This is a genomic window from Paenibacillus sp. FJAT-27812 (assembly GCF_001273905.1).
GTDB lineage: Bacteria > Bacillota > Bacilli > Paenibacillales > Paenibacillaceae > Pristimantibacillus.
Map to the genome: position 1 here is coordinate 6,326,472 of NZ_LIGH01000001.1, position 14,334 is coordinate 6,340,805.

Sequence of the window (14,334 nt, forward strand, 5' to 3'; positions counted from 1 at the left end):
TCCTCTATTTTTTAAGGGCAAGCGCATTAGCCGATTTCACAAAATCATCAAGTGCTTGCTGGGGTGTTTTACTTTTCTGAAATGCTGCTTGCAGTTCTGGGTACAACTTTTGCCTTAAATCTGCGTAGTATGGTACGGATTTCCCAAGGTTGACCTGCTCAAGTGGCTTGATCTTTTTCATCAACTCACCGAAATCTTCGTTTTTAATCGCATACTCCGAAGATATCCTGGCTGGCACACCTAGCACATTTTTAGAAATGGCTTTAACGTTTTCTGGCTCTGTCAAAAACTTAATAAAAGAAAGGGCCATTTTACGCTTGTTTTCATCCTTTTGCTTAAACAATGCATAGCCATTCTCTCCAGTATTCAGCATTCTTGGCTTCGTCCCGTTTTTGAAGATCGGCACAATGCCATATGGCTTAACATCACTGCCAGCAACATGGCCATAAATTTCCGGAACATTATAGATGACGGCCAGTTTTCCTTGCTTGAACAGCTCAATGGAGTCACTCGCCTGCATAGAAGAAGCTCCTGGAGCAACTAATCCTTCATCCATTAAGCTCAACATGTACGATAGCGCTTCCACACCTTCAGGACGGTTCAACAAATATTCTGTAAAATCATCGTTCGCCCAGCTGGCACCGCCAGACAATAGCCAAGCAGCATTGACTTGATCGGATTGATTGTTTTTTGCAAAAAATGCTGTACCATAAACATTCTTATCTACAACTTGCTTTAAAGCTTCCTTTAATTGCATCCAATCCCACTCTCTGTTATCCGGAATGAGATGCCCCAATCCTTTTGCTTCAAACAGTGTTTGGTTTATAAACAAGACGCTTGGTTGCGTATATAGTGACAACGCGTACAATTGATCATTGACCATACCCGTTGCCAAATATTCAGGTTTCCAGTCCTGCTTCTGGTCCGCAATCACTTCATCGAGCGGTTCGTATTGATTATTTTTAGCATGCTTCATAATTCTCATTGGTACGTTATCAAACAAGATATCTGGCGGATTGTTGCCTGCCACTGCTACATTGACTTTTTGCTCGATTTCTCCCCATGGAATAGAGACAATCTCAATGGTGACATTGGGATGTATTTCTGAAAATTTCTTCGCTTTTGCACGTTCCCAGTCGCCATAATTGGGACTGTCTTCACCTTCAACATTTTTCAGTCCCGTTCCCGCCCATAAGGTGAGTTTAATTTTTTCATCAGCTTGATTCCCATCCCGGTCTGTTTTCTCAGATTCTGATCCCGTCTGACATCCCATAACAACTAGAGACAAGCTTAAGATCATTACGACACTCTTCCATATTTTCATACCTTCTATCTACTCCCCTCGCACCTATGTTTTGATTACAAATAAATCATAACAAAATGCTTGAACTCAAAAAACACGACAGTTTCAATGTTTTATGGTGTGTTTTTAAGGCAGCCCACATCAGGTCAATGAACAGGGTACTTCAAAACAACTCGGAAGCCACTGGTGCTTATATTTCCTGCAGTAATGCCATAACGTTCGCCATATTGTATATTCATGCGCCGATTTACATTATATAATCCTAAACCACTCTCTCCAGCAGGAATAACATCGTGAATTCTATCGAGCCGAATTGGCTTACTTGCGCCCGGTCCATTGTCCTCCACAACACAAAGCAGCAAATCGTCTTGTCGAAACATTTGGATCACGATTTTCCCGATTCCATCCTGCAATCGATTCGTACCGTGCTTAATTGCGTTTTCTACAATGGGCTGCAGTGTTAATCGTAAAATGGGCATATGCGAGATTGAAGGATGGATTTGGACAATCACTTGAAAGGAATAATTGCTCCTCATCTGTTCGATTTTAATAAATGATTTGACATGCTCCATTTCTCTCTCTACAGACGCAAATAGCTCTCCACCGCTTATACTAAACCGCAGCAGGTTAGCAAGTGAGGCTACCATTTCCGAGATCACCTTATTCCCTGAATGATCCGCTTTCCATTTTATGGAGTCCAGTGTATTGTATAAAAAGTGTGGGTTGATCTGATTAATAAGCATCTTCATTTCAAGCTCGCGCTTTTCTTCTTCCACTTGTTTAGTCGTGCTAATAAGTTCCCTCATCCCGCCAACCATCGAATTGTATCCTCTTGCCAGTTGGCCGATCTCATCGCTTCGTGTAACAAATTGGTAAATAATAGCTAACTCACCCATTTGCACCTTTTTCATTAATTGAACAACCAGACGAATAGGCATTGTAAATTTATTCGTAATTAAAGCTAAAAAAATAGACATGACGACTAGACTCACGACAATAATAATTATGGAAAATTCCCGTATTACTTTTATAGGTCCAAGCAAATCCGCTTTAGGTATCATTGCAACTAGTGACCAATTGGTGTCCTCTATTGCTGAAAACGCTACTAGCATGTGATCCACATGATTGACATTTATATGAAAACCACCGGAAACCTTATTATTCACTAATTGCCCCTTGGATACATTCCCAATATGTTGCCTTTCATCCGCATAAATAACGTTATTGTCCTCATCTATCATCTGAAAACTATATCGCTCATATTGTGGCGGCTTAATGAGTTTCTTGCTCAGCAATTCTTCCGGTACGTCAATCGTTAGAACTGCCAGCTTCTCCAAGCTTTTTAAGGAGCGGATAGTGCGAATAAATGTAAACCCTGCTGGCAGAGCAGAATCCCTATCTAATGTGTGCGCCTGCCAAAACGGCGTCCCCTCCAACTGTAAGGACTTGTTGTACCAGTATGTTTCCTTATCAACACCGTCAGACTGTATCCTGTTTAAATAGTTCTTATAGGCTTCAATTCCCACTGGGTAAATGGTTAACTGAAATGGATTCTCCATTTCTTCCATGATAGGAAACAAGGCATTAATAAAGTATTGCTCGTTATAGTTATTGTTCAATTGCTCTTCCAGTAGCATTTGCAGCTTGTTATTGCCAATTACCTTGTCAGATTTATCTTGTACCTCTCGAAAAAAATCCCTCAAGCGCTCGCTATTTTGCTGCAGATTAATTTCTAAAAATGCGGATGATATTTGTTCAATCTGTTTGCTTGAGCTGTAATAGGATAATACGCCCAGCGCAATAATCGATAACGAGACGGATAGAAAGAGTAAAATAAAATTTTTCTTGAATAACGTCATTTTAGGAAGCCATGTTATTTTTTTCATTTGGAATAGCGGTACTCCCTTGGAGTTACTCCTGTACGTTTTTTAAACAGCTTGCCAAAATGTTGAGAATCGTGATACCCGACTTCTAATGTAATTTCATAAATTTTTTTATTCGAATTTCTCAGGCGCTTCTTGGCAACATCTATACGTAGCTCGGTCAGGTAATCCAGAAAGTTCTGCCCGCTCTCTCGCTTAAACAAGTGGCTGAGCCACACGGGATGAACTTTTAATTCATCAGCAACAAGCTGCAAGGATAAGGCTGAATTGAATTTCTCGACCATAATTTGCTTTGCCTTTCCAACAATAAAATGCTCTCCTATATGTTCTTCCTCTTTAAAATATAAATATTTTTCCAGGAAAAAATCATAGATATATCGTTTCATATCCGCTATACTCGATAGCTTATCCATCTCTTCCCATAGTTCAATTGGTGAAAAGTGATGCTGTTTATCTGTTTTTTCACTTAAATCGGCATATACTTGCAGGATAAACTGGTAAGCCTTGGCTGATAATTCACCAAAGCTACGAACCTCATCCATATAAGCCAGTTCGTTTAATGCCACTCCAATATAGTTACTCATTTGTTTAATATCACCCGCCAATATACAAGTAGACAATAAGGCTGGATAATCGTGTACCTCATTCGTGTCATGCATGAGAGAAGCATAATAGATTATTTCTTGATTGTTATCGTTAAGAGGTAGCTTGCAGGCTTGCAAAGATTGTGTAAAAGCAGATGACATATCTTGAAAGGCATTCATCCTGTCGCTTACGCCCAGTACAACGCGATACTTCTGATAGCAAAAGATTTGCTCTTGAATCATTTCAGCCAAATGATGAACGTCGGGGTAGGATGTAATAATAGTCCATTGCGTTCTGACATTTCGAAATAGAATCGACATGGGAAACTTTTCGAGCAATTCTTCAGCAATATTACCAATTGAAAAATGGTCTAGCTCCATTTCCACATCATTTTGTGCTTCACTGTTTTTTTTGATTGAAAGGACATAGTAGGGGCTGCTGGTCAGCCACTCCAGTTGCCAGATTCGTAATTGATGGAAAATATGCTCTTGAAGGGTTGTTTTGTGCAAACAAAGGCTCAGTACAAACTTATCCCTTAGAAATCTTGAACCAAATTTCGCTAATCCTACTTGCTCACTCACGTACTGCTGTGTAGTTTTTTCTTCCTCAATTAAATCAAGCATGTGAACGACCTTCTGACCGAAACCACTCTTATCGACTGGTTTCAAGATGTAATCACTCGCGCCCAGTTGGATGCTTCGCTGAGCAAAATGAAAATCACTATAGCTGCTAATAACGAGCACCTTTGGGTTGTAACCATTCATCCCTTCCATCAATTCCAGCATCTGAAGTCCTGTCATTTCAGGGAGAACGATATCAGTTACGATAATATCAGGTCTGTACTGATCAATGAGCTTGATGGCCTCCTCCGCACTTCGCGCTGTAATCAAATGCTCTATGCGCCGGTCAAGGACTTCCAAAGTATCGTGAAGTCCACGCAAGATATCCATCTCGTCCTCTATCACAATGATTTTCAATTGGCTTCCTCCTGATGGTAGTTACTGCTATAAGGAAAAGCGGCTCTCATACTGATGTACAAGAACCGCCTGTCGTTTGTACTCCTTTTACCCCAACAACCTTTTTTTATTTCCCGATCTGTTCAAGCGGCTTCACATTTTTCCCTAATGCTGGTATCGGCCCGTCAACCGGTTTTGCCCACTTGACACTATTGGATATAATTTTCAGTACCTCCGGATGATGATAAGTAGGGTACGATTCATGACCAGGACGAAAATAGAATACTTTGCCCCGCCCTTTGTAGTAGCAGCAACCGCTCCGGAACACCTCACCACCCTCGAACCAGCTGACGAGCACTAATGTATCCGGCGCAGGAATATCGAAGCGTTCGCCATACATTTCCTCTTGTTCAATGTCAATATATTCAGAATGAATGCCGTCAACGATCGGGTGCCCTGGCTCTACAATCCACAACCGTTCCTTCTCATCGGCTTCCCGCCATTTTAATTTACATGATGTACCCATTAGTTTTTTAAATATTTTAGATACATGACCTGAATGAAGGACAATTAACCCCATCCCATTCAGGATGCCTTGATAAACCTTCTCTACAATGTCATCTCTAACCTCATCATGCGCTTTATGTCCCCACCATAATAAAACATCCGTATTAGCTAGCACTTCATCTGTTAAACCATGCTCTGGCTCATCCAAGGTAGCAGTCCGTACAACAAAGTCTGCATCCTTTCCCAAATATGCTGCTAATGCTTTGTGGATACCTTCAGGATAGATTTGTGCCACTTTGGCGTTTATTTTTTCATGGCGATATTCATTCCAGACCGTAACTTTCGTACTCATCCTAATTCCCCCTTTAAATCCATCCATTTATATTCTTCTGCCGAGTGAAGAATCGTATCTAGCAGCCTTTGATTCATCACACCATCTTCCAACGTGGCAGCAAGACCGTCGCCTTTCCCATTAATGAGATCAAAAAAGGCCTGCATCTGATTAGCTTGAAAATGAGGCGGAATAGACATCTTCTGATACATGCGGGATTGGCCATACACATCACCTAGGCAAACCTCTAATGTATCCGAATCATCGAGATGATAGACTAGGCCTCCCTTGCTACCATAAATCTCAAACCGTTGATAATTAAATCTACCAAACGCACAGCGCGTGATCGAATAATTAGCAGATATCCCGTTGTCTAGCTTGGCCATGAAATGACAGTAATCATCTACCGTAACCTCTCCCATCCTCTCCGAATCCAACATCTTGCGAGCAGAAATATTAGTTCCTGTATGGCCGCAAACTGACTGAAAATCACCTACCAGAAATCGCGTTAAATCCAGCATGTGAGATCCTAGATCTCCGAGAGCCCCGGAACCGGCTAATTCCTTGCGAAATCGCCACAGCAGTGGTTTATTTCCTACAATCGAGGTGTAAAACAAATATTGCCCATAGACATGATAGATATCTCCCAAGTGCCCTTGATCGATTAACCACTTAGCATATCTCGCCGCACCTTTAAACCGATAAGAGAAGCAAACCATATTGGTCACGCCATGCTCGTCAGCAAGCCTTTTTAACTCCTGTGCTTCTTGCTCGTTTAAGGAGACAGGCTTCTCCAAAGCAAAAGGCTTCTTGTTCATTATCGCTTCCCTAGCAATTGGATAGTGCATATGATTAGGCGTACAAATGGATACTGCATCAATTTCGGGACATTGTAGAAGTTCCCTGTAATTCGCAAATCGTTTTGCAATCGAATACTGTGCTCCTTTTTGCTGCAGCGTGTACGGGTCTACATCGCAAATGGCGACTAGCTCAGCATCATTGCTTTGTAGAATACCTCTTATATGACCCTCTGCAATTCCACCCATGCCTATAATGCCCATCCGAATTTTCAATTCCATTCCTCCTGCTCTATTTGAGAAGTTACCCCTTTATGGCACCAGCCATAATCCCCTGAATGATGTATTTTTGCGAAAATAAATATAAGATCAGAACCGGTAATACTGAAAGCACAACTGCAGCCAGCGCAAGATGCCACTGATTGACGTATTCACCAAAGTAAATAAAATAGCTTAATGGAATCGTTTGATTATTTTTTCCGCTTAGCATCAATAATGGCAACAAGAAATCATTCCATATTTGCAGTGTCTTCAAAATCGCGACACTAACCGTAATGGGCGTGAGCAATGGGAAAACAATACGAAAAAACACGCCGATCGGGCTACAGCCGTCTATCTTAGCAGAATCCTCTAGTTCAAGCGGAATCCCCTTAATAAATCCATGGAACAAGAACAAGGCCATGGAGGTGCCAAACCCTAAGTAAACGGCAATAATGCCTGGGATGCTGTTAATTAAATGCATATCCTTCGCTACCTTAACTAACGGGATCATCATCGTTTGGAAAGGCACAATCATCGCCGATAATACGGTGAAGAAGATCACACTGCTTAACCAACCAGGCGAACGCACTAGCTTATACGCAGTCATGGAGCTGAATAATAATATCCCTGATACACTGCATACCGTGATGATGAGCGAGTTCATAAACGCAGTTGGAAATTTTATTTGTTTCCAGACTGTCATAAAATTGGATAAATCCAGCTTCTGCGGCAAAGAAATCGTTGCCAATACAACCTGATCATAGGATTTAAATGCATTGATTACCGTCAGATAAAGGGGAAATGCAAATAGAAGAGCGAATAACACGACAACCGCTTCTAGACTAAACGTTCTCCAGTTGTAGATCTTTCTCATCACATTTCCACCTCCCTGCGTTTCATGATACTTACTTGAATCAAGGTAATTGTGACCAGGATAAAGAAAAATACGACGGCTTTTGTTGTTCCAAGTGTATAATTATTGTTAAAAAACGCCACTTGATAAATATGCAGCGGGAGCAACTCAGTTGAGTTGAAAGGTCCTCCACGGGTTAGAGCCAGATTGAGGTCAAACATCTTGAATGCGCCCGAAATAGCCAAAAAGATACAGATGGTCATTGCAGGACGAATTAGAGGAAAAACAATATACCAAATTTTCCTCCACCAATTTGCACCGTCTATGGACGCGGATTCTAGAATATCATGCGGAACCCCTTGAAGAGCGGCCAAATAGATCACCATAAAGTAGCCGGATGACTGCCACATATACACCAGAATAATCGAGGCAAAAGCATAGCTAGGCGTACTAAGCCAATTCAATTCGAATAGCGGCCAATTTGTTAAATCGGCTAGCTGAGCAAAAACTTGAACAAATATAAATTGCCAAACAAATCCAATGATAAGTGAACCTATCACTTGTGGCATAAAAAATAGGGCGCGCAGAAGTGTTCTCGTTTTTAGTGTAGTATTCAATATTAACGCCAGCATTAATCCGGCTAGATTGACAAGAATTGTGCTTGTCGCTACAAATTTTACTGTCAGCCAGCTAGAGGTCAAAAACCTTGTGTCATCCAGCAAGGACAAATAATTCGATAGCCCAACCCAACGGATATCGGAGCTAATTCCATTCCAATCTTGGAAGGAAAAAATGATCGCTTGAATAAACGGCACCACATTGATCATCGTAAAGAAAAGAAGGGTTGGTAGTACAAACAAGGCGTAGATTGAACCGTTTTTAAAGTTTTTGTATGTCAAATCATTCTCACCTCCCTAGCCGGCAGTGCCTATCTTTTCACCTTTTGATCATAGATGCTTTGAATTTGGTCAATGGTTTGCTCTCTCGTATTCTCACCTGCTACGTAGGCTTGAACAGGTGATGCAAATTCCTTGTCAGACCCGGCTGGCCATAAGCTCATTGCCCAAGGCATCGTACGTCCTTCTGATGTGTAAAGCATTATATCTTGCGCTAAAGCTCCCAGCTTCTCAATTCCGTTTATAGATTCAAATGCGGGCAGCATTTTGAACGAATCAACAATATACTTTTGCCCATTCTCGTGCAGCCAGATTAGAAACTTCTTGGCTTCATCTACGTGCTTGGAAGCCTTGTTGATTGCGTAATAGGACGGGACGGCTACTGGCATCTTTGCATCTGACGGATTATTACTGATTGGAATCGGAAACATACCGATATTTATTTTTGAATCCGCTTTCATAATTGGTTCCAACGCCCACAAGCCTTGCTGCATCATAGCCGTCTTGCCCGATGCAAAATGAATAACTTGTGTATTGTAATCAATGCCAAGTGTTTTTTTTCCATCTCCATATTTCAGAGCCATATCAATTAAGTCAAAATAATGCCCGATAAATGGATTATCTTTAATCTTAGCTGTACCTGCTTCGATTTCTTTAATATATGACTCCGGATCGTCCATTGCCGCAAACGGTAGGTTTAGCAGATGATAGCCTAACAGCCAACCGTCTTTATAACCTTCGGAGAAGGATTGAATTCCTGCAGCCCTTAGCTTTTCATTCACTTCTTTTAGTTCGGTCTGTGTGGCCGGTAGCTTGGTAATACCAGCCTTTTCGAATAAATCTTTATTGTAGATATACCCATAGCCAGCAAGATTGGTTGGGAAACCATATTGGCGATTTTCTATCGTCATACCCGGGATCGCCTCTTTTACAACATCATTCATCCAAGGCTCTTCCGACAAATCAACCAGGTGCTCCTTCCAATCCTTCACATCTGAAAAAGCTTTGACAAAGAAGATATCCGGCCCTTCCCCAGAAGCAAATCTTGTCTTTCGAAGTGTCTCGAAATCTTGAGAAACCTGCGCCTCAACAATTACATTTGGATGCTCCTTCATATAGTCTTCCGCCATCTGCTTTACTTGCTCGGTCAACTCCACCTTGTATTGCAAAATTTTGATCGTTACCTTCTCATCTGAGGAACTTTTGTTACCTTTACCGCTGCTCAAATCCTTTCCATCTGTTGTTTCTGATGAGCAACCTGATACCATTACAATACAAAATACAAGAACAGCTAGAAACCGTTTGTTCATATAACCCCTCCTCGTTTTATATGCTTCTTCATACTACCCTGCCAAACAGAGGGATAACATGGAATTTTTCTACTTCACACTTGTACATTCTTATCTTTATCCAAGTTACGAAATTGTTTTGGAGAGAGGCTTGAATCCTTTTTAAATACTTTGCTAAAATACGCTTCATCATCATAACCGACCAGCTGGGCAATTTTAACAATAGGCAGAGAAGTATGCATTAACAGCGACTTTGCTCTCATAATTCGCATTTCTGTTATAAATTGAATAAAGGTACTGCCATATACCTCCTTAAATCTTCGTGAAATGTATGGCGGACTCAAATAGAAACGGTCCGCAAGCTCTTTCAATGAAAGAGGCTTATGGTAGTGAGTCTGTATATATTTTTTTATTTCTTCAAACAGATCTCCCTGCTCCTCCCCGCTCAAACGCTCCTGCAAATCCCAGAGTTTATGGATAAACCATTCTTCCCATTGCTGCAAATCACTGATCCATAAAGGTATTTCTACGTCCAAACGCTCAGTTTCTTGCAGTTGATATTGATCTGCTGTCCGGCGTAGGAACAGATTCGCTTCCAACGTATACCCTTGCAATTCGCTTAACGACATTCGTCCGCTACGCATGTTATTTTGCACAAAGTCATGGATGAATGCCGAGACTTCCCTTTTATTCCCAGATTCAATCATTCTGCTTAAACGTTCAAACTGTGCAGCTAGTAAAAATGTCTCATTTTTAGATGTTTGTAAAGAATGCTGCTGCGTTCCATAGGTTTGGAATATGTTACAGGCCAGAAGAGAACGATGCGCTTCCCTCATGAGTTGGGCCCCTTGAGACACATGAGCAGTTGAACTGCTAAAGCCATATAGCACTTCTATTTCTATTGTCTCGCGAAGGGACTGAACTACACTCTGGATTTTCTTATGGTTAGGCTCTTTTATACCTGCACTGTGCATAACATCGGATTCACTTAAACTTAACATCGCCCACTGGTCTGTCTTTAGTCGCAGAAGTATCATCTGATGCACAGGCAGTACAGTGTCTCTTACAATATTTCTAATCGCAAAGTCCATCAACGAGACGTCTCCATCAAATCTCCGTCTCAAAATGTCTTGTCCATTTTTTATGAGCAGTACACATACATCGCTAATATATGGAAGGGGGAATAGGTCTTTGATCTGCTTGGAATAGCTGAGTTCACCTTGGAGGAAAGAAACCATTTTGCGTTCATGAAGAATGGTATTCGCCGATTTGAGCTTGTACAGATTATCAATGGCTGAATAGGACAAACCTTGCTCTTCTCGCCATTGTTTCACCGCTTTCCCAAGGCTGGACTCTAACTCGGATTTGCGTAAAGGCTTAAGAATGTAGTCTACTCCTTTAGCTTGGATCGCAGCTTTCATATAGCTGTATTCATCAAATCCGCTAACGACAATCACCTGTGTGTGACGATTAGTCATTCTTAGTCTCTGAAGCAACTCGATTCCGTCTACTCCTGGCATTCTCATATCAGAAAATATAACGGCTGGATTTTCTCGACTTACAATTTGAAGAGCGGTTTGTGCATCGCCTACTACGAACCGTTCTGTAATGCCAAACTTCTCCCACTCTATAAGTAAATTAATTCCATCACGGACAGCCTGTTCATCGTCTACAATAACTGCTTTCAAAAATTTCACCCTCGATCTAATGGAATGCGAAGCTCAATCATCGTCTCTACATAAGGCACACTGGTCATGCTCCATGTAAAATGTTCACCGTATGCCAAACTCAGCCTATTTAAAACATTCATCAGTCCAATGCCTTCTTCTTCACTGTGTACTTGATTTCTACTATGCTGTTGATGAATTTTGCTAATTTGCATTGCCTCAATCCCTTTACCGCTGTCGATTATCTTAATAATCAAGAAATGGTCATACCTAACAGATGAAACATGAATGAATCCAGTCCCTAATTCTTCTTCAATACCATGAACAATACAATTTTCTACGAGCGGCTGAAGAATCATTTTAGGAACCTTAATGTGGCGAGTGTCTTCAGACGATTCGATAAAATAATACAGCCGATCTTGATATCTACTTTTTTGTAACGATAAATAATCCTGAATATGTGCAATTTCCTTCTCAAACTCTACGATCTCCTCACGCATATCCATACTGTAGCGAAGGATTGCTCCTAATTCGCTTATTCGTTCTTGTATTTGAGGAACACCTTGCTTCAAGGCATAGGTACCAATTGTTTGCAGTATATTATTTAGAAAGTGAGGATTAATCTGGGCTTGCAAAACCTTTAATTGTGACGTGGTCAACTCTATACGATGTTTATATTGTTTTAAAATCAAATCTTTTAGCGCAAGTACCATGACCTGAAAACGCTTTTCTAAGAGTCCGATTTCATCTTCTCTTGCTTTAAAGTTGTCGATCTTAAAGATTCCTTTTTCAACCCTACCTATATTCCGGATTAGGCCTCGAATAGGAGAGATAATCGAATAGGATACCACCATAGCAAGCAAAATAATCAGGAGTAATGTGACAAATTGGACAACTAAAATCATATATAATGACTCCTGAGCACGAGCCGTAATGTTTTTCTTTGGAATAAATTTTATCATGATGTACGACTTGCCTTCCTCCTCACTATGAATAGAAAGAGACAACCCTTTTATTTTCTGAAGTTCGATATGCCTGTAACCGGTCGTTTTTTCTTGAGAAAGAGCAGGTTCTAATGCCTTATCAAGCTTAGCTCCCCTTTCATGCTTAGCGGTTTGATATAAAACTGTGAATTCATCTGCTTGATTGTACAAGACATATAGTTGCTCATTTGATTGATCTAGCAGCCTCGACTGAATTAGCTCTAACTGCTCATAGGAAAATTCGAGTGTTAAGTAACCGAGAATCTCTCCCTTAGGCATATCAACTAACTTACGATGAACATATAAAACAACCTCGTCTCCGACACTTGCAGTTTCAATGAATAAAAAACGCTCACGCAGCTTCTCCTCAACCATCGCCTGCTTCTCCATATATTTGCCGTCAATGGGCTCCTTCGTCCTCTTGTAATTCATACCGTTTTGATTGCTATAGTAAGAAATCGCCTGTAGCTCCTCACGACTATACAATAAAGAAATCATCTTATTTTCCAAATAGGTCGTTTCTTCATAATTCAATGACTTTTTCTCCAGCAATTGAAATAACGCCTTATCGAAATACCATTGTAAAGATAACGCTTCGAGCTCATTCATATAACTTATCGTATGCTCCACCCCCTGCTGCATCAGACTCAGGTTTGTATGAATCATATTGTCCTCAAGCGCTCGAGCGGTCGAGAAATACGTAATCGTGTTCGATATTAGAAAAGGAATGGCAGCAGTAAGCAGCAGCAAGCAGCTGATTTTCATGTATAGGCTTTTTCGAATCATGGGTATACCACATCCTTATCGATAATTCTTGTTGACTGGCGATAATTATAACAAATACTTTTGCAAGAGAGGTGACTGTGTTGTCCATTCACAACAATCAGAACAACAGTCCACGTCCCCCTAGCCTGTCATTTTGTTAATTTGACGATATTCAATTTGCTAGAAGGCATTATTCCTACCCAATTGAAAATCGTGGTAGGATCATACTATATTTTGTACTAAGTGGGAACAGTATTGTTTATTTTATTTGTTATAATATCATTGCTTCTATCATTGGATTATTTTCCGGTGGAATTGGCTGAGTGATTCGTAAAGTAACCAAAAAAATACCAATAAACGCTTGTAGTGGTTAATAGTGAAATCACCTTAAAAAGGATGGTAGAGAGAACATGAAGTTAAGTGAAAAAATGTTAAATCGGAGGATGCTTTAGCAGCCGTGCAAGTAATTGTTCCAAAACTTCTTCATCTGCTTGCCTGTCCCTTAGCCTTTCCTTTCGGAATAAACTGGATAACACGCAGACAAGCTTCTTCTAGCGTCATGATCTGAATGAGCTTCTTGAGCTCATTCAGCGCTAATAGATCCTGCTCCGTGAGCTGTCTTCGATTATTTTCTTTTCTTTCAAATACATAAACTGATTGCTCCATTATCGTCGCATACAAGACGAGTTGTATCGTCAATACAACCTTAAAGTCAATCACAAGAATGTTCAACGCCTCATGTATGAGCTCGGCATTAGAGAGATTAAACGTCGTAAATATATTCATCGAACCAGCTATGAGGCCGCGGTTTCTGATGGCGGGATTCAGAGAATAAGCTGCAACAAAACTTCAAGGCTGATGGCCTTAATCAAAAGTGGATTACGGATGTTACACAATACCGCGTATTGGATGAGCGGTTCTATTTGTCTGTCATCAAGGATCTGTGGAACAATGGAATCTTCATCTATCAATTGAGCCGTCACAAGGACAATCCGTTTGTCTTGGAGATGTTTAGAAGGGCATTTGAAAAGCATAAAGACGTGACTGGACTGATCGTTCACAGCGATCAAGGAAGCCAGTACACGTCTCATGCTTACCACGACATGCTACCACAGGTTGGTGCCGTGCTACTTCATTTTTCCACCTTGAAGCCTTCCTTCTCCAGCCAATGGAACTACTCCCTGATCGCCGAGTATATGTAGCATTCCAACGTCAAGCATATACGTTTCTTCTTTATCACTGTTCAGGTAGCCTTTAA

Annotated in this window: 13 protein-coding genes; 2 read left to right on the forward strand and 11 right to left on the reverse strand. The window is 40.8% G+C overall.

The features are described from left to right. Positions 1-4: 4 nt before the first annotated feature. The 11 genes from ADU23_RS26965 to ADU23_RS33345 form a co-directional block, all read right to left on the reverse strand. Positions 5-1,324 carry an ABC transporter substrate-binding protein gene (locus tag ADU23_RS26965; RefSeq protein ID WP_053376585.1) on the reverse strand — a complete coding sequence of 440 codons (1,320 nt, stop codon included), beginning with the start codon at positions 1,322-1,324 and terminating at the stop codon, positions 5-7. A gap of 125 nt (positions 1,325-1,449) precedes the next feature. Continuing rightward, on the reverse strand, positions 1,450-3,189 hold the full coding sequence (locus ADU23_RS26970) for a cache domain-containing sensor histidine kinase (protein ID WP_053376586.1): 1,740 nt from the start codon (positions 3,187-3,189) through the stop codon (positions 1,450-1,452). After that, positions 3,186-4,748: a response regulator transcription factor gene (locus ADU23_RS26975; RefSeq protein WP_053376587.1), complete on the reverse strand. Its 1,563-nt coding sequence runs from the start codon at positions 4,746-4,748 to the stop codon at positions 3,186-3,188. The genes ADU23_RS26970 and ADU23_RS26975 overlap by 4 nt, the downstream gene beginning before the upstream one ends. Positions 4,749-4,854: 106 nt before the next feature. Next, entirely contained in the window at positions 4,855-5,586 is a 732-nt protein-coding gene (locus tag ADU23_RS26980; protein ID WP_053376588.1) for a ThuA domain-containing protein, read from the reverse strand. Continuing rightward, positions 5,583-6,638 (reverse strand): Gfo/Idh/MocA family protein, encoded by a 1,056-nt coding sequence (locus ADU23_RS26985; RefSeq protein WP_053376589.1) that lies wholly within the window; start codon positions 6,636-6,638, stop codon positions 5,583-5,585. The genes ADU23_RS26980 and ADU23_RS26985 overlap by 4 nt, the downstream gene beginning before the upstream one ends. Before the next feature lie 28 nt (positions 6,639-6,666). Further along, complete coding sequence (locus tag ADU23_RS26990; RefSeq protein ID WP_053376590.1) at positions 6,667-7,497, reverse strand: carbohydrate ABC transporter permease; 831 nt, start codon at positions 7,495-7,497, stop codon at positions 6,667-6,669. Then, complete coding sequence (locus tag ADU23_RS26995) at positions 7,497-8,375, reverse strand: carbohydrate ABC transporter permease (RefSeq protein WP_053376591.1); 879 nt, start codon at positions 8,373-8,375, stop codon at positions 7,497-7,499. Before ADU23_RS26995 ends, ADU23_RS26990 begins: the two co-directional genes overlap by 1 nt. 29 nt (positions 8,376-8,404) lie before the next feature. After that, positions 8,405-9,682, reverse strand: coding sequence for an extracellular solute-binding protein (locus ADU23_RS27000; protein ID WP_053376592.1), 1,278 nt, complete (start codon positions 9,680-9,682; stop codon positions 8,405-8,407). A 74-nt stretch (positions 9,683-9,756) separates the two neighbouring features. Then, the gene (locus ADU23_RS27005) at positions 9,757-11,349 is read right to left on the reverse strand and encodes a response regulator transcription factor (RefSeq protein WP_053376593.1); all 1,593 of its coding nucleotides are present in this window, start codon (positions 11,347-11,349) and stop codon (positions 9,757-9,759) included. A 5-nt stretch (positions 11,350-11,354) separates the two neighbouring features. After that, positions 11,355-13,097, reverse strand: a complete 1,743-nt coding sequence (locus ADU23_RS27010; RefSeq protein WP_053376594.1) for a sensor histidine kinase — start codon at positions 13,095-13,097, stop codon at positions 11,355-11,357. A 462-nt stretch (positions 13,098-13,559) separates the two neighbouring features. Next, positions 13,560-13,862: a hypothetical protein gene (locus ADU23_RS33345; protein ID WP_053376595.1), complete on the reverse strand. Its 303-nt coding sequence runs from the start codon at positions 13,860-13,862 to the stop codon at positions 13,560-13,562. Here ADU23_RS33345 and ADU23_RS34385 point away from each other — a divergent pair. Next, positions 13,764-14,051, forward strand: a complete 288-nt coding sequence (locus tag ADU23_RS34385) for a transposase (RefSeq protein WP_176707681.1) — start codon at positions 13,764-13,766, stop codon at positions 14,049-14,051. The two genes, ADU23_RS33345 and ADU23_RS34385, sit on opposite strands and share 99 nt — an antisense overlap. Next, complete coding sequence (locus ADU23_RS32440; RefSeq protein ID WP_269433175.1) at positions 13,955-14,278, forward strand: DDE-type integrase/transposase/recombinase; 324 nt, start codon at positions 13,955-13,957, stop codon at positions 14,276-14,278. The genes ADU23_RS34385 and ADU23_RS32440 overlap by 97 nt, the downstream gene beginning before the upstream one ends. Positions 14,279-14,334: the final 56 nt, after the last annotated feature.